Source organism: Buttiauxella sp. AC038 (genome assembly GCF_979253565.1).
Map to the genome: position 1 here is coordinate 3,731,267 of NZ_CEEDCQ010000001.1, position 21,447 is coordinate 3,752,713.

Consider the following 21,447-nt stretch of genomic DNA (forward strand, 5'->3'; position numbering starts at 1 on the left):
TTTATTCCTCAAATTAATCAGTAAATTGAACTTATTAAGGTTGAATTGCTTAAGCCGTTACACGCGGCATTACGTTTGATCTGAATTTGGCGAAAATGAAAATAATGGCGAAGCACAGCGCGGGGATGATTTCAGCAGTCGGGATATTGCCCGCCGCATCACTGACGAACCCCATAATCGGTGTGACAATCCCGCCACCGACAATAGTCATCACGATAATGGATGAACCATATTTGGTATCCTGTCCCAATCCCTTGATGCCTAAGGAGAAAATTGTTGGATATTGAATGGACATAAACATGCTGCATAAGGTCAGAGCTATCAGGCCAAGATGCCCCCCATCACTGCGGAGATAATGCACAGCAACATGGAAACGAAGGCATAGATTGCCAGGACTTTAAAAGGTGCATAGCGGCGGATTAACCATGTGCCACTGAAGCGTCCGATGAAGAAACAGACCATGGTGGCGGTAAGATAGTTGGCGGCAAACCCTGGTGTAGTCCCCGGTAACTCTTCGATAGCGTAACGAATCAGGTAACTCCAACAGGCTGTTTGTGCGCCGACGTAGCAAAACTGAGCTAATACAGCCCAACGCCAGTGGCGAATACGCAGCAGGCGAGATATGGAAGCCATGACTGAACCTGCTTCTTTACTGTCGTCATGGGAATCACTTTGAATCGAAGGAAACTTGGTCAACGCAATTAACAGCGCCACAACTAATACAACCGCTACGATTATCATGTAGGGCGACTGAACGGCGAGCACCAGGCTGTGGTTATAAGCACCAAGCTGCTCAGGCGTCATACTCTTTAATACATCATCTGATTGATGTGGAACGTGGGAAAGAATTAGGCCCTGCCCAAATACTACGGCAACAATAGCCCCGAAAGAGTTAAAGGTCTGGGCTAAGTTAATTCTATAGTGCCCTGACTCCTCAGGACCTAATACAGTAACAAACGGATTTGCTGCAGTTTCCAGGCAACCAAGGCCTGCGGCTATAATAAACAAGCCGATTAAAAACAATGAATAGCTCATGCCTTCCGCTGCAGGCCAAAATAAAGCTGCACCGATGGCATACAATAACAACCCAGTAATAATACCGGCTTTATAACTCATCTTCTTCATCAATATCCCTGCTGGGATAGGAATAAGGAAGTAGCCAAAATAAAATGAAGACTGAATAAGTCCAGCCTGGAAATTTGTTAACGTAAAAGCCTGTTGGAACTGCGGTAGTAAAATATCGTTAAGATTGTTCGCTACAGCCCACAGGAAAAAGAGTGAACATAATAATGCAAAAGGAATGGCATAGTTCCCTTTGCGCTCATGGCTGGCAACGCAGTAGCTCTCTGACTGAATTGAAACTTGTCCCATAGCACCCTCGTTAAATATTAAGTACATCTGCTTTTATTTCCGCAGCAACATAATCAATACAGTCAGCTAATTTCTAATCTGACAATCATGCTACTTGTGCGGTAAGTGGAGCTATTCTTAAAACAAAAAACGCTTAAAAATATGAGTTCAGTCACATTAAGCATTATTGGCAGGTGAAGTGTGAGCATGATCACTTCAGTAAAAGAATTAATATGCCCGTTTCCGTCATACATTGAATAAAAAACACAACATGCATGCCCGAATGATTTTATTTATTTTAAAACGGGCACTTTTAAATATTTAACGACATGAATTGTCATGAATTGCCCGTTTAAATCCACTTGAGATAAAACGGACATTTTTACTATTTCCATAATTGCGTTATTCAATCTAAATAAGCCATTTAACTTGATGAGGATCACACTTCCACAACTGGCAACTTCTTAATAACTCTTGCTGTATAAAGATAAAAATCACATTCCCCATTCATGTTTATTTTTTATTCAAGAAGTTTAGAGAGGCAATAAAATGGAAAGAGATTTACTCGCACGTGAAATCATTCACACCTGTCTGGAAATGACTCGCCTTGGTCTAAATCAGGGAACCGCTGGCAACGTCAGTGTGCGTTACCGGGATGGGTTACTCATCACCCCCACTGGCATTCCTTATGAAAATCTCACAGAGGAGCAGATTGTTTATATTGATGCCGACGGTAAACATGAAGAGGGAAAGGTTCCTTCCAGCGAGTGGCGCTTTCATCAGGTGGCTTATCAGACTCGTCCAGATGCCAATGCTGTCGTACATAACCACGCGGTAAATTGCACAGCGATATCCATTCTTAACCGCCCAATTCCGGCCATTCATTACATGATTGCCGCAGCAGGCGGTAGCACCATTCCTTGTGCGCCTTACGCCACCTTTGGCACCAAAAAACTTTCTGAGCACGTTGCGGTAGCGCTTAAAAACCGCAAAGCCACGCTTTTGCAGCATCACGGCATGATCGCTTGTGAAGCGAACTTACAGAAGGCTCTTTGGCTGGCTCACGAGGTTGAAGTTTTAGCGAAGCTCTATCTTTCAACTCTGCCAATCACTGATTCCGTTCCGGTCTTGCCTGATGAAGAAATCGCCATTGTGCTTGAGAAGTTTAAAAGCTACGGCCTGCGTGTAGAAGAATAAACCCGCCAGAAATTCATTTCTAAGCAAGGATTGTCATGATGACCAAAAGAATGATTTTGAATGAAACGTCATGGTTTGGGCGTGGTGCTATCAATGAATTAGTGCCAGAAGTTATGCGCCGGGGTTATGGCAAGGCACTAATAGTGACCGATGCCCAATTGGTTGCCTGTGGCGTGGTAGAAAAAGTGACATCAAAACTGGATGCTGCTGGGCTTCATTACCAGGTTTTTGATGCCGTTACACCTAATCCAACAATCAAAGTAGTACAGCATGGGTTAGCAGCTTTTCACCAAAGTGGCGCCAATTATCTGATTGCCATTGGTGGAGGATCTCCACAGGATACCTGTAAAGCTATTGGCATCATCAGCGCTAATCCAGAATTTGAAGATGTACGTAGTCTGGAAGGTATGGCCCCAACACGCAGCCCAAGCGTGCCGATTTTGGCGATTCCAACCACAGCGGGTACTGCGGCAGAAGTGACCGTCAACTACGTCATCACTGATGAAGAAAATCGCCGCAAATTTGTCTGCATCGACCCTCACGATATCCCGCTGGCCGCTTTTATTGATGCTGACATGATGGACGGAATGCCCCCTTCATTAAAAGCAGCAACCGGGGTCGATGCGCTAACCCATGCCATCGAAGGCTATATCACTCGTGGCGCCTGGGAGCTCACTGATGCTTTGCATCTCAAAGCCATTGAAATTATTGCATCTTCTCTTCGGGACTCAGTTGCAGGTAAAGCAGAAGCCGTTGAGAAAATGGCATTAGGGCAATATGTGGCAGGAATGGGATTTTCAAACGTAGGGCTAGGGTTGGTTCACGGGATGGCGCACCCGTTAGGTGCGTTTTACAACACACCTCATGGCGTCGCTAATGCAATTTTGCTGCCGCACGTGATGCGCTACAACGCAGAGTTTACCGGTGAGAAGTATCGTCATATTGCGCAGGCAATGGGCCTTGAAGTAACTCATGCAACTCTTGAACATGCGCGAGAAGAGGCAATTCAGGCAGTAGAATCTCTTAATCGTGATGTTGGTATTCCCGCGACATTAAGAGAAGTTGGGATGCGTAAAGAAGATATTCAGGAGCTGGCACAGGCAGCGTTTGACGACGTGTGCACGGGAGGAAATCCTCGTGAAGCGAAGATTGAAGAGATTGCCGAGTTATATTTAAAGGCACTATAAATTGCTTTGAATAACAATAAACTATTCAATTATTAGGGGCTGCAAACATAGCAGCCCTTACTTTGAAGTTACCAATCTAAAAATGGTAATCGTCGGCGCACATGAGGTGCTGACTCAAATATTCCCTTTGCCATAGCTTCTCCAATTTCCGCACAGACAGTCAGCCCCTGAACGAAGGGTTGATCGTGCATCAGATAAGGCAGCGCCCCAAAAGCAATGCGCCCACGAACAGATTCCGGTTGTAATAATATGTAGTCCTCACCGACATCTGGAATATCATCGCCGCCAGACTCGAGCTGTTTTCGTAAGGTAGTAAACGGTAGATCTTTGGTCTTAAGCGGCCTCTGCCCACGGGCATCAATAAATACGTCAAACTCATAAACATTTTGCCCGACGGAAATCGCCGTCTGTTTCTCTTTTACATCCATCTTATAATCCGGCCCAAGCGTAAGAATGCTGATTATCCCGGCCTCGCGTAATGCCAGTAAACGGCGAATAGATTGCGATGGTATTGCTGCATAATTGTCGATGAACACTCGTGCAAGGCCCACGTCAAAGCGCTTTCTGTCCTGCTCGTCCAGATAAGGCACAATCAGTTGGACGGCTTCATGTAACCGAAGGATCACGTAACGCCACGGAACTGTTCGCTTGTCGCGTTTATTGCGTTCAACTTCATAAAGATTGGCTTCAGCCCAGTGAAACGGGTCGTTGATTTTCCTGTCAGCAAACCAGGCTTTAGCAAAACTATCCGCATCCAACGTATTAAGCGCCAGATGTTTGCTCCAGGCCGGGTCTGCATGTTCAATTTCCTCAACCATAAGGCCGAAAACTCGATTGAGAAGACCATCGGCCCCTGCTGAAATTTCGTGATTAATCGCCTCTTGTGTCACGACAGTTAATGGCTCGTAAGGGATTGGGCAGTAGAAATCAGCTTCCGGCAGAATCCCCGAACGGGACATAAGCACAATGTTAAGCTTTTCACTTCCCTCATCGAGATTGAAATGGATTTGCTCTCGCTCCGATTCAACAAACTCCCCATGCTGGATGACCACTGCCATCGCGGCATCCAGAGCACTCAACGATGTCCCCATAATTCCGACTTTACAGGCAGCAATTTTAGCCTCCATCAGCCCTGACCATGGGCTTGGGAAAAAGGTGCGAGTCGACTTCTCCTCATCAGGCCATACGTGCCCGGTGGCAATCACGGCGAGATCAAACAACGCAGGCGAAGGTTCGCCTTCTGCCCGCAGTTTTACTCCCTCGGTAGTCGCCTCAAGATCGGTGACCTGGCAAGATTCATGAACCTCCACGCGGAACCCTTGCTCTTTTGCCTGAACAACCAACTCCAGAAACTGATCGCGGAAGTACTCGCCAAGAAGGATACGCGGTAGAAACTGTCGGATATGAAGTGAGTCATGGCGAACACCATAACGCGCCAGATGATCTTCACTTTGGCTGCGCAACCAGTCGATGTAGGTCGAAAAAATAGGCGGGATTTCGATGCTGGCAATATTGGCCAGCATCATTCGGGAGTTTTCTTCATCGCTGTAAGGCATACCAACCCCTGCCTCACTGCCCTGCTCATAGATAGTAATGGACAGTGGCACTTGCTTCTTCAGAAGGGAGAAAAGAGTGTAAATGCCCGTAGGACCCGCGCCGACAATAGCGATTCTTTTCATCAATCTGTACCCACCGTTGTTATAAAGTCTTCCATCTCTCTGTTGAGATTAGGCTCATTCAACGGTTTCTGGCAATTTATCTGCCAAACAAACTCGTTTTACCTGGCATGGGTTACCCGCAGCAATGACTCCGGCAGGAATATCATGTTTCACTACGCTTCCTGCACCAATAGTGCTGCCTTTACCGATAGTTACACCAGGCAAAATAATAGATCCTCCACCGATCCATACATCATCGCCAATATTTATCGGCCTTGCGTTGCCAATATGTTGGTTTCGCGTATCAGGGTCCAGCGGATGCTGAGCGGTATAAATTTGTACATCAGGAGCAATAAATACGTTATTACCAATAGTCACTGGCGCACAATCCAGTAGCACAATGTTGAAATTAATAAATACATTATTACCAATATGGGTATTACAGCCGTAATCAATACGCATCCCTTTTTCAAAATGAACATTCTCGCCAACACGACCAAATATTGTGCGAATTAATCTCTCTTTCTCGGTAACGGCACGGGCACTCAATGCATTAAATTCATCAACGATATCGCGTACTCGGTAACGAATTTCACGTAACTCTGGGTCGTTAATATTATAATTTTCACCACTTACCATTTTGCTAAATTCGCGCATTCTCAACTCCTCATAGGCAATTGATGTTGTTAAATCATATTTTTTAGACCTGATAAATAACTACCTTTCATAAACTGCATAGTCAGCACAAACGTCAATATATTCAGTTGGTTCTTACAATATCGAAAAGCAGAACAAAATTTATCCATACCAATTATTTATATTTTTATGACCTCGCCTCACAAAAACGTCTAAAAAATCAATCCATCTTATTGTTATTTATGTAATTAACTTGTTATTCACTGTATTTATCAATTATGTCGCACTCATCACACAAATGATCACAACAGCAAAATAATCCATATATCTGCCTACCAGGAGTCAGACGTTTTCTGGAAAGATCTTATAAAGTGCTGTCATTGGTTTTCGGGAACTACATTGAGCTTGCGGGATTTTGGAGATTTATTATGTCTAATGAAGTACTGCCTGGTTACCCCAGTCACCTCAATACCAGAGCGCGCGACTCGCGCCGAATGACACTGTTTGTTTCCGTTTCTGCGGCGGTAGCGGGCCTGTTGTTTGGACTTGATATCGGCGTGATCTCTGGTGCTCTACCCTTTATTACTCAGCATTTTACTTTAAATAGCCAACAGCAAGAGTGGGTTGTGAGTACCATGATGTTAGGTGCAGCAATCGGTGCACTCGCAAACGGCTGGCTCTCATCTGCGTTGGGTCGCAAATATAGTCTTATGGCAGGGGCGATATTATTTATTATCGGTTCACTCGGCTCAGCACTCGCGCCAACGGTTGAAATATTGATGGTCTCGCGCGTCGTCCTTGGGATGGCTGTGGGGATTGCTTCATACACAGCCCCTCTGTATCTATCTGAAATGGCAACGGAAGATATTCGCGGGAAAATGATCAGCATGTATCAGCTGATGGTTACGCTGGGTATTTTGCTGGCGTTCTTATCAGATACAGCCCTGAGCTACAGCGGCGACTGGCGAATGATGCTTGGCGTGTTGGCAATTCCGGCATTCCTGCTGCTGATACTGGTCGTATTTTTGCCCAATAGCCCACGCTGGTTGGCCGCTAAAGGGCGCCATATTGAAGCCGAAGAAGTATTAAGTAAATTGCGAGATACCTCGGAGAAAGCGCGCCAGGAATTGCAGGATATCCGTGAAAGCCTCAAGTTAAAACAGCACGGTTGGGAGCTGTTCAAAATGAACAGCAACGTGCGCCGAGCCGTATTCCTTGGCATGTTGTTGCAAGCGATGCAGCAGTTCACCGGCATGAATATCATTATGTATTACGCGCCAAAAATCTTTGAAATGGCGGGTTTCACAACCACGCATGAACAGATGATGGCAACCATTGTTGTCGGCCTGACGTTTATGCTCGCCACCTTCATTGCTATTTTCATGGTCGATAAAGCAGGACGTAAACCGGCGCTGAAGATTGGCTTTAGCGTTATGGCTGTTGGCACACTGGTGTTGGGTTATTGCCTGATGCAGTTTGATAATGGCAATGCTTCAGATGGTTTGTCTTACCTGTCTGTCGGTATGACTATGATGTGTATCGCAGGCTATGCGATGAGTGCCGCACCTGTGGTTTGGATTCTGTGCTCTGAAATTCAGCCGCTGAAAAGCCGTGATTTTGGGATTACCTGTTCAACCACCACTAACTGGGTGTCGAACATGATAATTGGTGCAACATTCCTGAGCCTGTTAGATGCAGTTGGCCCGGCGGCGACATTCTGGATGTATACCGCGCTTAATATTGCATTTATTGGCGTCACTTTCTGGCTAATTCCAGAAACGAAAAATGTCACACTGGAACACATCGAGAAGAAACTTATGGCGGGTGAAAAGCTGCGTAATATTGGGCAGTAACTCTTCCAGTACAATAATCCCTGACCTCATCAGTCAGGGGTTATCTATTTCATCTGGCAATTAAAGTGAGTTATCCATGCCGAATGGGTAACTCTCAATACAATTGCGACCATTATTTTTTGCCTGATACAACATTTGGTCTGCTTTGTTAATAAGCCGCTGGTAATCAGGGTGGTTATCGAATTCGACCAAACCTGCACTGATGGTGACATTAAATGAAGTGTCTACATCAACTTCAATCATCTGGCTGGCAATATGGTTGCGCAGTCGCTCCGTCAGGACTTGAGCCTGAGACAGTGTCGTTTCCACCAGCAACAACATAAATTCCTCGCCACCGTAGCGGAAGACATAATCACTACTGCGTACATACTCATGTAACCAAGTCGCAATATTTTTTAGTGTGTTATCACCAACGGCGTGACCATAGTTATCATTGATTTTTTTGAAGTAATCTATGTCCAATAAAGCGATAGTAAAAGGCTTACCGGACCTAATAGATAAACCAATCTCACGTCCCATAATCGTAGGGATAAAGCGACGAGTAAGTAGCTTGGTCATTGGATCTTTGCCATTCTCACTCTTCACTATCTCTTCGAAAATAGAGCTAAGAATCATATTAACCTGTTCAACATCTTGTCTTAACATGCGTAACAGATGAATGCGACTAAAAGCATCTGAGGATTCATTAGCAAACTCAGTGATAATAATCCTATCTATTTTTTGGATTAACGAGTCGATTTTTTTAATTAAATCTGGCTGCCTGAAAATATGCTGGCCTTTATGAGCAAACCATAGCCCAAATTCAGAATCACTGAGTAGCACTCGCTCTTCAAATGGCAATTCAGTCGCAATATTATAAATAAACTGATTTTCCCAATCTTTCAAAGCCCCTAACTGACGTTCACGCTCAACGTTCATATCATCATATACAGTCAGCAGGCGAAAATGTTCTTGATCGTGCATCATTTTCTGATGTGATGGCGTAAAAGCAATCGTCATGACTTCAATTGCGGAATCTATGGCCATGCCACTAAAAAAGATAGCATCGCTAATTTCTTTTGCTGAGATCTGTGGTTTATTTAATAGTAATTGAAAAAGCTCATACTTCAGCTTTCTGGCACCACGGGCGACAAGATCGATAGGTAGACCAATACGCGCATGAACTTCACCAACCTTGCGCTGATGAGCAATTAACTCTGATAAATCTTCACACGAACTACCCAGCACCTTGCGCAACCAGTTGTTCATACTGGCACTAAGTCTCTCTTCAACCTGGGTCGTGCTAAGGAATAACTTCGCCTTCTCATCCTGCAACATATATTGATAATACGCATCAACCAGTTGCCTGACCTCCTCATCACTAAGGCTCATGAGGGTCTGATGAGTTGCAGCATTTGTATTATTAATTAACAACTGCCACTCATTTTTAATAATGTCGTAATTAAGAGGTTGGATGTTTTTCATAAGTGTAACATTTATTCTTCGCGAGATATTATTTCTATTAAGGAATTCCCCTGTGAGCGGGATATTATATCAACCTCTCTTTTTTGTATAATATTATCCATTCCAGCCGTATATAATATCTTTACTTAAACTTGCCACTTTTGAACACATTCAACCGCTTTAAATACGTCAATACTTCTGCTATGAAACCCAGTATTGCAGCAATAGTGAAAAACGTTGCTCCTGATAAAAAAGATTACTTTAAATTCCCCAACTGCTTGCGGATATGGTGCTGTAGCACCGCCAGCATGCTGGCCCCAGACAACCCAATCATCAGCGCACCATTCACCGCTTCCAGTGGGCCAAGCAGTTTCCATTTTGCACTCATCACGATATCGCCATAACCCAACGTGGCAAAATTGACACCGGAGTGATAAACCGCCTCTTGCAGTGAGGAAAACTCCCCCAGCCACAAAAACAAAATCCCCCACAGCATTATTTGCAGCAGGTTACCGATTAATACAATGATGATGATGCCAAACAATGCCAATACACCGTACAACATCCCTTCCCTCTGATGAAAGCGCTTGATGTAAAAGCGAATGCACCAAATAGACATAAGTGATTGCAGCAACATATTGCACAGGATGACAGGCATCCCAGTTATCAAGACCAGCAACATTTTAACCCCCTTAGTCGGTTTCGGCCGCTGGACGACCAGCCAGATGCCAGCGTTCAAGAACCACCACACACGCCCAGCCATACAGGGCAACAGCAACATATAGAGAGCAGCGCATCAGCGATGCCAACCAGACATCTTTACCGGAAGCACTGTCCTGAATGGCAGGGCCAAACAGAATCAGGCAGGTGACCCACGCATTACTCCAGAAAGAGGGGGTGAATCGGCTAGCCGCCAGCCGCACTAAACGTCGCGCAACCCAAAGGCTAACGAGAGCCATCCAGAGCACTAGCATCAGGAATGAAGGCCAGATGCTAAGCCCAAACCACAGCACCACCGCCAACAGCGCCCCCATCAGAGTCGATAGCACCAACTCTTTCCCGACCTGTTTTGCCGCAAGAGTGTTGGTTTGCTGTGCCAGCATCACAGTTTTCATCACTGCCGGGATATAAAACGCAGGGTTGCTTAATGCTAACAACCACACCGGCAATACGATAAGCACCGCACGTAGAGCCAGCTGGTGTGGAGATTTAGGAGGCAGTAGCACCTTAGCTGCTGAGGAAGGAGTGGCCTGCGGGGGGAACAGTACTAACGCAAACCGGTTAACCACCGTACCAATGATGATGCCAAGCCCCATCATTTGGGCAATACCAATAGCAAGTGACTGCTCGATGAGTCCGGCAATCGGAATGATGGTAATGGCCGTCGTCAGTAGCATGGCCTGGGTTCCCTTCCCTCTAAGCCCCATCAGCATCAGCAGGTAAAGCAGCAGCGCCGTAAACAGCAATGCAGATAATGGGTAGTGCGTCAGTAAAGGCACCATCAGCACGCCACCAACCATGGTCATCGTTAGCACTAAGCCAACAATAATCCCCTTTTGATGGGTAAAGGTTTCCCCTGACACAACACAATCCAGGCCATAATGCAGCCCAAATGTGGCATCGGTAGCGCAAGGCCGTAGCAGACCAGCGCCGCAATGGCCGATCCCACTCCAATTCTCAGTACCGCACGATCCCCGTTATGCATGGCCTACCTCAGTAGATATACGAGAACCAGCTCATCAGTCGTATGTAGATGCTACCGAAGAAGCTCATGACGCCAGCACCATTGGCATAGACCAACACATCAGCCTGCCCACCGACCCGCAAGTTTTTAACCGGAGGGAAATCGTCTTTAACAAAGGCAATTTTCACCGGGAACCGCTGCGCCTGACGTAGCCAGTCACGGCTATTATCGACCGCAGGCAAAACACCGGCGGGCTGGCTTTGCGTCGCACTTACGCCATAACTGATGCTGCGCACCTGGCCTTTGAAAATATGCCCCGGCATGCTGTCGAGCAAAATGGCGACCTCATCACCGATATTCACATTACCGATGTTATTTTCGGTCATATCCGCGCTAATCCAGACATCGTTTATCGCCACCAGCGTCATAACGGGTGCCCCTGCGCCAAGAAACTGGCCGATATCAGTCCGCAGATCCGTCACCAGACCGCGGTTAGTCGCAACAACTACGGTATTTTTCCGGTCCAGTTCGGCTTTTTGCACCGCAGAACGAGCGCTCAGCAGTTGTGAGTTTTTTTCCCCGGAAACGCCCGCCGCTTCAGTCGCTCTACGCACATCAGCGGCGGCTGCTGCCATCTGGCTACGCGCGGTTTCCCGCGTGGCTTGTGCCACTTCGAGGCGACGAACTGAGATGGTGCCGGGATCTTCACGATACAAACGCTCCTGACGTTCAGCGTCTTTAGCCGCATTTTGATAAGCGGCTGTCGCCGCCTGTAAACCCGCTTTGGCCGCGGCAATGGTTTCATTATTGGCTTTGACCGAACTGAGCACTGTTTCATAGTCCGAACGAGCCTTAGCCAACGCGATGTCATAAGGCTCGGGATCAAGCTCAAACAGCTTATCGCCCGGCGAGACCTCCTGATTATCGCGAACATAGACCTTTTGGATTTGCCCTCCCACTTCCGCAGCAATGGGGATAACAAATGCCTGAATCCTTGCCTGAGAGGTATAAGGCGTGAGGCGGTCCGCCGCCAGATACCAGCAAAGCAATAAAATGATGACCACGAGGAGACCTATCACTCCACGTCGACTGGCTTGCCCCGCCGGAGATGAGGATTCTGTCATTGCTGTTTACCTTCTTTGGGTAACGTTGCTGATGGCAAAGGGGCATCCAATAAAGGCACCCAGTTATCACGCTGGCGTAAATGAGCATCGGTTTGCTTATCAACCAGTGGGCGTTCCCGCCCTTTCTCCCAACCACCGCCCAGAGCCTTATAGAGCGTAATCAAGTCACGCATCAGGGCACCACGGCTATTCACTAGCCGCTCCTGTTGATTGAACAAGGCTCTTTGTGAATCCAGTACACGCTGGAAGTCAGCCATACCTTCACGATATTGGGTGTTGGCGATATCCAAAGAACGGTTTGCCGCTTGCCCAGTTTGGGTCAGCAGATCGATCTCTTGTTTGTCATTGGCGTAAGCAACGGCTGCATCATCCACTTCACGTGCAGCCTGAAATACCGTATCCCGGTAGCGTTCATGCAGTTGCAGGAACCGCGCATCTTGTACCAGCACCTGGTTACCCAGCCGCCCTTGATCAAGCAAGTTCCAGCTAAATGTCGGCCCCGCCGCCCAGGACAGAGTGCTACTACCGCCATTTCGGGCGCTAATTCCCACGCTGCCAATAAGAGAAATAGACGGATAGAGTTCAGTTTCTGCCACGCCTATTAAGGCTGACTGTGCCGCTAATTGCCTTTCAGCCGCTCGCACATCAGGTCGGCGACGCAGCAAATCTGCAGGCAATTCCGACACCAGCGCCAGGTTGCCCTTCGGAAGAACCCCTGTGCTATCGACCATTTCGGGTAACGGACCTGGTTTTCGCGCCAGTAGCACGCTCAATGCGTTCTGGCTCTGACGCAGGCTGGTTTCCAGTTGAGGAATACTTGAGAGGGTTGATAGATATTGGGTTCTCGCTTGCTGTACATCCAGCTCAGCACTGTTGCCGCTGAGGAACAAACGCTCTGTAATTTGCAGGCTACGCTGCTGAATTTTGGCGTTATTGCGGGTAATTTGCAGGCGCGCTTCAAGCGTACGGATATTCACATACAGCTGTGCGACTTGTGCCGCCATCAGCACCTGAATATCGTCATATTGCGCAAGCGTTGCGAAGTAACTCGCATCGGCAGATTCAACACCACGTTTGAACTTGCCCCAGAAATCTATCTCCCATCCCAGGTTAAAGCCCGCGCCGTAGTTGGTGCTAGCAATGTAACGGTCATCATGTAGTTGACCGCCAGTAACGACTTGCCCATCGCCAATGGTTGCCTGAGGTGAGAGTAAGCTTTCTGCAATTCCCAACTGTGCACGTGATTCCAGCAGGCGCAGACCGGCAATTTTAACGTCAGGGTTTTTCCGTAAGGCCTCGTTGACGAGCATGGTAAGTGTTGGGTCATTAAGCTGTATCCACCACTGGTCATAACTGTTCTGGGATACGCCAGATGCCATGCTCTTCGTCACCGGCTGCCATTGCGTCAGCTCCGGAACTTGCGGGGTTTTATAGTCGGGTCCCAGAGTGGTACATGCGCTCAAGACCAGGCTTGCGCCCCCCGTTATCAGGAGGCGCCTGAATCTGTCTTCACAGAGCATCTTGCCCGCTCAACGTCGGGCCAGACGGACCTTCTTTGACCCAGGCCATGAAGATTCTATAACCAATAGAAAGCAGTGTCGCGCCAATAAACATGCCGAGAATACCGTTGGTTGCCATACCTCCCAGCGCCCCCAACAGCACCACAGGCATTGGCACATCTACACCGCGCCCCAACAACAAAGGTTTCAGCACGTTGTCAGCCATACCGGCAATAATCAGCAGAATGGTGAAAATGATATTCAGCACCGTTCCATTGTCGCCCGTCATCCACATAATCGCGATAGCCGGAGCGGTAACCAGTATCACTGGAACCTGGGCAATACCCAGAATCAGAGCCAGAACGAAGAAGATCCCCACGGCAGGAATACCGGCGAATGCCATCACAATACCGGCCAGCAACGCCTGAATGAAGGCAACACCAATAACCCCCATCGCTACTGCTCGAATAGTATTGGTACAGAGTTTTGTCAGGGCAGGACCTTTTCTTTCATCGGTGATACGTGTGGCGATACTCGTTGCACTTGCTGCACCTGGAGCGCCCCAGGCCATCATGATGCCGGCGACGATAAAGGAGAATACAAAGCCAATCAAACCGCCACTCATGCTAGCCAGAATGGTAATTACCTGGCGGGTAATCTCACCTAGCTGCGGGCCATAGCTTTTTACTAAGGCCGGTAAATCTGTCGCAGCCTTCATCCACACGACATAGATTTTTTCGCCCACAATCGGTATTGCCACCAGGCGATTTGAAGGTTGCGGGATGACCAGGCTATCGCTGGTGACTTTCGTAATAAGTACACTGACGCTATCACCCAGGGAGCTAATCATCGCGATGGTAGGTACAACGATTAGCAACACTCCCAGCAACACCAGCAAGGTCGCAGCCCATCCCTGTTTATTTCCCATACGCGCAGCAAAACGTTGATGAAGCGGATAGAGAGTCACTGCCAGAATAAGTGCCCACAGCAGCATATTCATAAAAGGCGAAATGACAGTAAAACAGAAGGAGGCTAATGCGAGGATGAGACCAAATTTGATGAACATATCCAGAAATCTGGCAACCAGTCTTTTCTCAGCTAAGGGGGTATCATTAATTTCCATGATGCAGTTATTCCAGGTGATAGTGACTACGTAACTATCCAGATCTCAAGCATTAATGACCGGGACAGCAGATCGCTGGCATTGCATTTTAAAAGATAAGATTGTGCCCAGTAATATAAACCCGTTGGTTTTTATTAACTATTTTGATAATAGAACAAACAGACATTACTGCAAAAATGGCACAAAGAGGGTGACTGCCCGGCTTACCATCTAAAAACAAACATAAAAAATAAAATCTATACAACATCATTCTATTTTCGATAGCATTTTCCGCATAAATAAAAACAAAAAATCAGAATTTAGCTCTGTAAAAAAACACCTATGCAATCGAAAACATCACGATAGCGTTCGTAACACCTCACTCACCAATGAATGCATCACCAGAAAAGAATGAAATGACAACAATCCCCCAACATCATTGAGGGGGATATTCTTTCTGCAGAGTAATTATTTCGTGTTATACCCAAGTATTAAACCCAAGTATTAAACCAGCCTTATTAGCACATAACAAAACGGTTTTTTGTTTATTTTTAACAAACACGAATCAACTTAATGAGAATAAGTGCGGCATTAAGCTATCAAAGCGCTGCTAATTAATAGCAAGCCATTATGAGTATGAGTCCATATCTGGAAACAAGGCTACTGTTAGCACACAAACCATTTCCAGAGAAACAATAGCCAGGCAGCAGCAATCAAACAACGGCAAAATAATATTCTTGCCTCGGGTGATGAGGAGCATCAACACCATCCCCCTTAAACCTCAGTTGAACTCAGGCTAATCCCACAGCAAATGATTTTTGTGGTACAAAGTACCAGCAGTTTTTAACCATTTTCAGGGACGTGCCATGTCTGTTTCCATCGATATTATTTCCTGTATCACCGATCGTTTTGTGGAGCTGACCACGACAGAAAAGCGTATTGCGCAATTTATTCTCGATGATGTGCAATCAGCTACGACTTTGTCGATTTCAGAAATGGCGCGGCTTACAGATACCAGCCAGGCATCAATTACCCGTTTTGCACGCGCGATTGGCTGCAAAGATGTGCGCGAGCTAAAAGTGAAACTTGCACAGTCGTTGGCGGTAGGGCAACGTTTTATTCTGGATGTGCCTGACCTCGAAGGCGTGCAAGGTATCTACGAAACTATCATTAATGTGCTGGATATTAATCGCCGGGCGCTCGATACCGATTCGCTTAACAAAGCAGTGGAATGGTTGAGCCAGAGCCGACAAATTCTGGCTATCGGGATGGGCGGTGGCTCCACAATTTGTGCCCAGGAAGTACAATTCCGTCTGTTCCGTCTTGGCCTTCCAGTGGTCAGCCAGAGCGATGGTCTGCTGGTAAGAATGATGTGTTCGGCTGTGTCACCCAACGATGTGGTACTGGCTTTATCGCTGGGAGGCTACACACCAGAGGTGATTGAAAGTGCGGCTATCGCCCGGCAGTATGGCGCAAAAGTGATTGCCATCACCCCGCAAGACTCACCGCTGGCGCAAAACGCCGATATTGTGCTGCCGCTGATAGTGCGGGAAAACGACTACATTTTTAAGCCCAGCACCTCGCGTTATGCGATGTTAGCGATGGTAGATGTGTTGGCGACGGAGCTTGCTATGGCCAATAAAAACCAGACCAAAGACCGCCTGCGCCGCATCAAACTTGCCCTGGATAGCCATCGGGGTGGTGCGGACAGGCAGCCTCTGGGGGATTAGCGGCTTGCCGGGTGCAGTTGTCTCTTACACACAACGCGCCTCAGTAATTTTGTCAGGGTGAGATCTTTAAGCCTCGCTCATTTTCCGTTCACCCGTGCGTTCAGTTATCTCTTTAATTCCCGAAAACGGTGAACGTATCAAGGAGAGAACGCCCTCTCCTTGATAATCCTGGCGCCCGGTCATTAAATTGCCGCTGCGCGGTAAACCCCAGCTTATCCCCAACATCAGGGTCGCTCGCGACTCGTTCCCGACGATCGCTCTCTTTCGCTGCTCCCGGCAGCTCAACCCTGACTTATGGCGAACACTGGGGCAATTTATACCGGGTACAAGGTCAAAACCCGCTCAGTGCTGTCTTTGGGTTTTGACGTTGACCTTTGGTTCCGGCTTCAATCGCGCCGTTTTTCACCCTTCAGTCGGGGGGCACGTGGCAGGGAGCCACGTGAGTAAGCAAACCCTTAACGGTCTGCCCGATAACAGGTCAAATCCACTTCGACTTTACAATCCACCACCAGGTCAGCCACACAACAGACACGAGCGGGCGGATGCTCGGCAAAGAACTCACCAAACACTTTGTTAAACGACTGGAAATAGCGCGCGTCGGTAAGATAAACCTTCACATGCACCACATCGGCCAGGGTGTAGCCCGCGCTTTCCATGATGTCCACGCAGTTCTGAATCGCCAGGCGCGACTGCTCAATAATGCCACCTTCAACGACTTCACCATCTTTCATTGGTGTTTGCCCGGAAACATAAAGCCAACCACCCGCTTCTACCGCTTTTGCGAAGGGTAAATGCTGCCCGCCTGTTCCAGTGCTGCCACCGACTCCATAACGTTTAATGCTCATTGTTGTTCCTTATTTGTTTTCATTCTCTCGAAAGAGGGGCGAAATGAAGGTGCGTTTTAGCGACGTAAGAACCGCCCGGCACGCCCGATAACTTGTTGATCCCGACCATAACTCATCACACCGTTAACCATTACCGCTTCAATACCAGCAGCCGGTTGTTGTGGATCGCTAAAGCTTGCCACATCGCGCACGGTTTCAGGATCAAACATCACTAAATCAGCATAATAGCCGCACTTAACCAGTCCACGCCCATCAAGCTGGAAACGAGCAGCCGACATTCCCGTCATCTTATGCACCGCAACGGTCAGCGGAAATAGCTTCTCATCACGGCTGTAGTGACCCAGTACACGCGGGAAGGCTCCCCACAAACGCGGATGCGGCATCGGATCGTTTGGCAAGCCGTCTGAGCCGACCATGGTGACCGGGTAGCTCAACACACGCCGCACGTCCTGTTCGTCCATGTTGTAGTAAATCGCCCCTGCCGGCATCAGCAATTTCCCTGCCTCAGTCAGCGTCATCGACCAGTTTTGCGCGATCTGTTTTAGCGACTGCCCGGCAATTTCAGGATGTGGCTCCGACCAGGTAATCACAATGTCGAATTCGTCGGTAATTTGTTTCAGGTCCAGCGTAGAAGAGCTCGCAGAATAGGGATAACAGTCGCAGGACACATCCTGCTGCTGGCGCACCTTGTCGAATAGTTTCAATGTTTCAACCGTCCGCCCCCAGTTCTTTGCTCCAGCGCACTTATGATGTGAAACAACAACAGGCACTTTGCCATGACGACCAATGCGAAAGGCCTCGTCGAGCGCCTCAAGAATCGGCTCAAATTCTGAGCGCAGATGGGTGGTGTAAATTCCTTTCCCCGCCGCCAACTCTTCCGCGAGCGCCATTACTTCTTCGGTTGTGGAATGGAACGCGCTGCCATAGGCAAGACCAGTACTTAACCCTAGACCGCCCTGCTGCAACGCCTCACAAAGCTGCGCGCGCATGGCGCTAATTTCTTCGCTTGTGGCGGCGCGGAACAAGTCATCCATATGATTGTTACGAAGTGCCGTGTGGCCAATTAATGTGCCAACGTTAACCGCGGGCTTAGCTTGCTCTACGGCTTGCGCGTAGGCGGCAACCGTTGGGTAGATGAAGTGTTCCACTTCACCGAGCAAATTCATCGGGTCCGGCACATTACCCTTCATAGTCGCCGTGGCGGCACTGATTCCGCAATTGCCGACGATCACTGTCGTAATACCCTGGCTAATTTTTGGCAGGTACTCCGGCATCCGGATAACGTTGATGTCATCGTGGGTATGAACATCAATAAAACCAGGAGCCAGCACTCGGCCGTTACCATCAATTTCTTCATGTGCCGAGCCGCTGATCATTGGCGCGATTTCCACAATGCGATCGCCCTGCACCGCAACATCAGCAAGATATTGCGCTCCGCCGCTTCCATCGATAACCGTGACATTCCTGAACAAATAATCGAACTTCATGTCTTCCTAACCCCCGTTATGTTCTGGATTAAAGTTAACCATTTACAAGCGTAAAAAACAGTGGAAGACTACTCAAAACCCCTATGAATTTATGATACTTTTATTCAATTAATCACATTATTTTTAATAAAACATATATTTTTCATTAAATTACAAATGATACATTGTCTGAAAGAAATGAAAATCACAAAGGAATAATGTTATGAAATACCAGAACAGTAACCTCGTACCACACAAATCAGCCTTGATGTTTACCCCTGCGAATATCCTCAACGAAGACATTTGTTTACCCGCAGCCGTTATCAAAAAAGGCGCGCTGGAGAACAATATTCAGTGGATGCAGCGCTACGCAGACACACGCGGTGTCTCCCTGGCCCCTCACGGGAAAACCACCATGACACCGTGGATTTTTCAACAGCAGCAGCAAGCCGGAGCCTGGGCGGTAGGTGTCGGCAGCGCCTGGCAAGCAAGCATGGCGATGGTTAGCGGTATCAAACGAGTGTTGATGGTTAACCAGTTGGTCGGCAAAGCAAATATGCAGCTGGTTTCACAGCTAAAAACACAGTATCCGGATGTCGATTACCTGTGTTGCGTTGACAGTCTCGCCAACGCAAAAACGCTTTCTGCTTTCTTTAGCGCGAATAACCAACGGCTTGATATTTTGATTGAATTGGGCGTGCCTGGCGGGCGCTGTGGGTGTCGTACTACTGAACAGGCGCAAGCCCTGGCCGAAGAAATTTCTACACTCCCGGGTCTGCGCTTACGTGGTCTGGAACTGTATGAAGGCGTGCTGCACGGCGAAAACCCGCAGCCGAAAGTGGAAGCATTGCTGCGCGATGCCGCGGTACTCGCCTGCCAGCTAGAGCAATATGTTGACGGGGAATTTATCCTCACGGGTGCCGGTTCTGTTTGGTATGACGTGGTCTGTAATGTCTGGCTGGCCGCGCAAAAACCGGCAAACTGCCGCATTGTTATTCGCCCAGGTTGTTACATCACGCACGATGCCGGTATTTACCAGCAAGCGCAGGACGAGCTTATGGCACGCGATAAAGTCGCCTGTGATCTTGGCGGAGATTTAGTCTCGGCTCTGGAGTTGATTGCGATGGTGCAATCCGTACCGGAAAGCGACCGCGCGATTGTGAATTTTGGCAAACGAGACAGCGCTTTTGACGCAGGTTTGCCGCAACCTGTTGCGCATTATCGAGCAGGGAAATCACGGGAATTGGCTACTAATACCATCGAAACCACCGGCATTATGGATCAACACGCCATGCTGAAACTCAGAGCCGGTGCTGATGTGCAGGTGGGGGATATTCTGGTCTTCAGCACTTCCCATCCGTGCCTGACATTCGACAAATGGAAAGCACTGTTACTGGTTGATGAGCAGTACAACGTTCTCGAAACGTTGGAAACAGCTTTCTGATCAAATAGTTTGCCGGTCGGGTTAGCATTCGCGACACCCGACATTTACGCCATCGGCTCAGCTATCAATCCCTTCACAAAGCAAATCAATAATTAACAACGAACCGTAGCGCACTTCTGTTAGCGGCAACAGAATATCGTCGCTGTGAATAAATGAGCCGCTATCCCGGCCAATGAAAATGATTTCAGCACCCAGCCGACGCGCCTGATGGGCCGCCGCAATCAGTGCATTTTCCGGTGCAGAGCCTGCGAAAATCACCAGCACTTGTCCGGCACCAAGCATCGATGCAGTAATACTCATCAGCGCTGGGTCCTGACAAATATTGGCCGGATAACCCTGAGTCAGCAGACGATATTGTAACAGGCTCGCAAAAGGCGTATCTGCCGCACTGGCGCTGAAAATATGCACCGCTTTCGCCTGTTTTAAACGAACAACTGCCTGATTGATGACTGCGGGTTGCAATTCGCAGAACTGTGAATTTAGTGCATTTTGCAGTTTGTTCAGTTTTTCACGCCATGGCAAAGCCATATCGCCACCGGCTACCGGTGTGCTGGCTTGTGCCAATTTCATGCGTAAATCACGGATATCGTCACACCCTGACGCTCGGGCAAATCGGGTAATAGTTGCCGGGCTAACCCCCGCAGCGGTCGCAAGCTGGTCGATGGTGGCCGATGCGGCAAAAGAGACATCATCAAGAATGGTCTGCGCCACGCGAGATTCTTGCTGGCTGAAGTCATTCAGACGGTTGCGGATCTGGCCGAGAATATCGCCGTTATTTTCACGCCCTATGGAGTGCGAAAATCTGTCGAGTATTTCGCTACCAATACCAGCGTTAAGGGCCAGCGCTTTCAGTGCCCCCGGATCTACCCATGCAGCATCGCCCAGCATAGGAGCTGCGAGGACTTGCAGATTGTTCTCCTGCTGCTGATGGCGCACCTGGCCGATAAAATCATTGATATCGTCACAGCCAATGCTGCGTGCAAAGTGTTGCAACGTGGCAGAACTCACCCCTGCCTTTGCCGCTAACTCTTCCATCGTTGCTTCGGGTATTTGCGCGAAGTTATCGAGGAAAAAGCGTGCCAGACGAGATTCTTGCGCTGGTAGGCCAGATAACCCGTGTACCAGTTGGTAAACAATATCCATAACAGGAGGCGTCCTAATGTCGGCATTAACTGCTCGTTAAAAACATCATAAATGTTTGAAATTATTTTTCAATCCATCTCATTCAC

Annotated in this window: 16 protein-coding genes and 2 pseudogenes; 6 read left to right on the forward strand and 12 right to left on the reverse strand. The window is 48.0% G+C overall.

From position 1 onward, the window contains the following. Positions 1-49: 49 nt before the first annotated feature. Positions 50-1,371, reverse strand: a pseudogene (gene fucP, locus AC0IXI_RS17820) (L-fucose:H+ symporter permease). A 528-nt stretch (positions 1,372-1,899) separates the two neighbouring features. Here fucP and fucA point away from each other — a divergent pair. Next, the gene (fucA, locus tag AC0IXI_RS17825; RefSeq protein ID WP_134183838.1) at positions 1,900-2,547 is read left to right on the forward strand and encodes an L-fuculose-phosphate aldolase; all 648 of its coding nucleotides are present in this window, start codon (positions 1,900-1,902) and stop codon (positions 2,545-2,547) included. A 38-nt stretch (positions 2,548-2,585) separates the two neighbouring features. Then, positions 2,586-3,734, forward strand: coding sequence for a lactaldehyde reductase (fucO, locus tag AC0IXI_RS17830; RefSeq protein WP_413498120.1), 1,149 nt, complete (start codon positions 2,586-2,588; stop codon positions 3,732-3,734). A gap of 68 nt (positions 3,735-3,802) precedes the next feature. Here the strand turns inward: fucO and AC0IXI_RS17835 are convergent, their stop codons facing one another. Continuing rightward, a complete protein-coding gene (locus AC0IXI_RS17835) occupies positions 3,803-5,413 on the reverse strand; it encodes an FAD-NAD(P)-binding protein (protein WP_471682867.1) in 1,611 nt (536 codons plus the stop codon). A gap of 54 nt (positions 5,414-5,467) precedes the next feature. Further along, positions 5,468-6,049, reverse strand: coding sequence for a sugar O-acetyltransferase (locus AC0IXI_RS17840; RefSeq protein ID WP_471682868.1), 582 nt, complete (start codon positions 6,047-6,049; stop codon positions 5,468-5,470). A 407-nt stretch (positions 6,050-6,456) separates the two neighbouring features. Here AC0IXI_RS17840 and AC0IXI_RS17845 point away from each other — a divergent pair, with 407 nt between their 5' ends. After that, complete coding sequence (locus AC0IXI_RS17845; RefSeq protein ID WP_134183844.1) at positions 6,457-7,881, forward strand: sugar porter family MFS transporter; 1,425 nt, start codon at positions 6,457-6,459, stop codon at positions 7,879-7,881. A 60-nt stretch (positions 7,882-7,941) separates the two neighbouring features. Here AC0IXI_RS17845 and AC0IXI_RS17850 read toward each other — a convergent pair whose 3' ends face one another. The 6 genes from AC0IXI_RS17850 to AC0IXI_RS17875 all read right to left on the reverse strand — a co-directional run bounded on the left by AC0IXI_RS17850 (position 7,942) and on the right by AC0IXI_RS17875 (position 14,754). After that, a complete protein-coding gene (locus tag AC0IXI_RS17850; protein ID WP_471682869.1) occupies positions 7,942-9,345 on the reverse strand; it encodes a diguanylate cyclase in 1,404 nt (467 codons plus the stop codon). 235 nt (positions 9,346-9,580) lie between these two features. Continuing rightward, positions 9,581-10,006, reverse strand: a complete 426-nt coding sequence (locus AC0IXI_RS17855; protein WP_413498010.1) for an ion channel — start codon at positions 10,004-10,006, stop codon at positions 9,581-9,583. 10 nt (positions 10,007-10,016) lie between these two features. Then, positions 10,017-10,907, reverse strand: coding sequence for a hypothetical protein (locus AC0IXI_RS17860; protein WP_471682870.1), 891 nt, complete (start codon positions 10,905-10,907; stop codon positions 10,017-10,019). A 130-nt stretch (positions 10,908-11,037) separates the two neighbouring features. After that, a complete protein-coding gene (locus tag AC0IXI_RS17865; protein ID WP_134183853.1) occupies positions 11,038-12,132 on the reverse strand; it encodes an HlyD family secretion protein in 1,095 nt (364 codons plus the stop codon). Beyond that, positions 12,129-13,595 carry an efflux transporter outer membrane subunit gene (locus tag AC0IXI_RS17870; protein ID WP_243839596.1) on the reverse strand — a complete coding sequence of 489 codons (1,467 nt, stop codon included), beginning with the start codon at positions 13,593-13,595 and terminating at the stop codon, positions 12,129-12,131. Before AC0IXI_RS17870 ends, AC0IXI_RS17865 begins: the two co-directional genes overlap by 4 nt. 46 nt (positions 13,596-13,641) lie before the next feature. Continuing rightward, a complete protein-coding gene (locus AC0IXI_RS17875; protein ID WP_134183855.1) occupies positions 13,642-14,754 on the reverse strand; it encodes an AI-2E family transporter in 1,113 nt (370 codons plus the stop codon). A gap of 845 nt (positions 14,755-15,599) precedes the next feature. Between AC0IXI_RS17875 and AC0IXI_RS17880 the strand changes: the two genes are divergently transcribed. Next, the gene (locus AC0IXI_RS17880) at positions 15,600-16,463 is read left to right on the forward strand and encodes a MurR/RpiR family transcriptional regulator (RefSeq protein ID WP_064516939.1); all 864 of its coding nucleotides are present in this window, start codon (positions 15,600-15,602) and stop codon (positions 16,461-16,463) included. A 455-nt stretch (positions 16,464-16,918) separates the two neighbouring features. Here the strand turns inward: AC0IXI_RS17880 and AC0IXI_RS17885 are convergent, their stop codons facing one another. Both AC0IXI_RS17885 and AC0IXI_RS17890 read right to left on the reverse strand, forming a co-directional pair. Further along, positions 16,919-17,308: a RidA family protein gene (locus tag AC0IXI_RS17885; RefSeq protein ID WP_134183857.1), complete on the reverse strand. Its 390-nt coding sequence runs from the start codon at positions 17,306-17,308 to the stop codon at positions 16,919-16,921. Between the two features lie 56 nt (positions 17,309-17,364). Further along, complete coding sequence (locus AC0IXI_RS17890; RefSeq protein ID WP_471682871.1) at positions 17,365-18,795, reverse strand: N-acyl-D-amino-acid deacylase family protein; 1,431 nt, start codon at positions 18,793-18,795, stop codon at positions 17,365-17,367. A gap of 31 nt (positions 18,796-18,826) precedes the next feature. Between AC0IXI_RS17890 and AC0IXI_RS17895 the strand changes: the two are divergent. Both AC0IXI_RS17895 and AC0IXI_RS17900 read left to right on the forward strand, forming a co-directional pair. Then, positions 18,827-18,901, forward strand: a pseudogene (locus AC0IXI_RS17895) (hypothetical protein); the annotation flags it as partial. 96 nt (positions 18,902-18,997) lie between these two features. Beyond that, positions 18,998-20,218: an amino acid deaminase gene (locus AC0IXI_RS17900; RefSeq protein ID WP_471682872.1), complete on the forward strand. Its 1,221-nt coding sequence runs from the start codon at positions 18,998-19,000 to the stop codon at positions 20,216-20,218. Positions 20,219-20,275: 57 nt separating this feature from the next. Here AC0IXI_RS17900 and AC0IXI_RS17905 read toward each other — a convergent pair whose 3' ends face one another. Beyond that, on the reverse strand, positions 20,276-21,361 hold the full coding sequence (locus AC0IXI_RS17905; protein ID WP_413498013.1) for a MurR/RpiR family transcriptional regulator: 1,086 nt from the start codon (positions 21,359-21,361) through the stop codon (positions 20,276-20,278). Positions 21,362-21,447 lie beyond the last annotated feature (86 nt).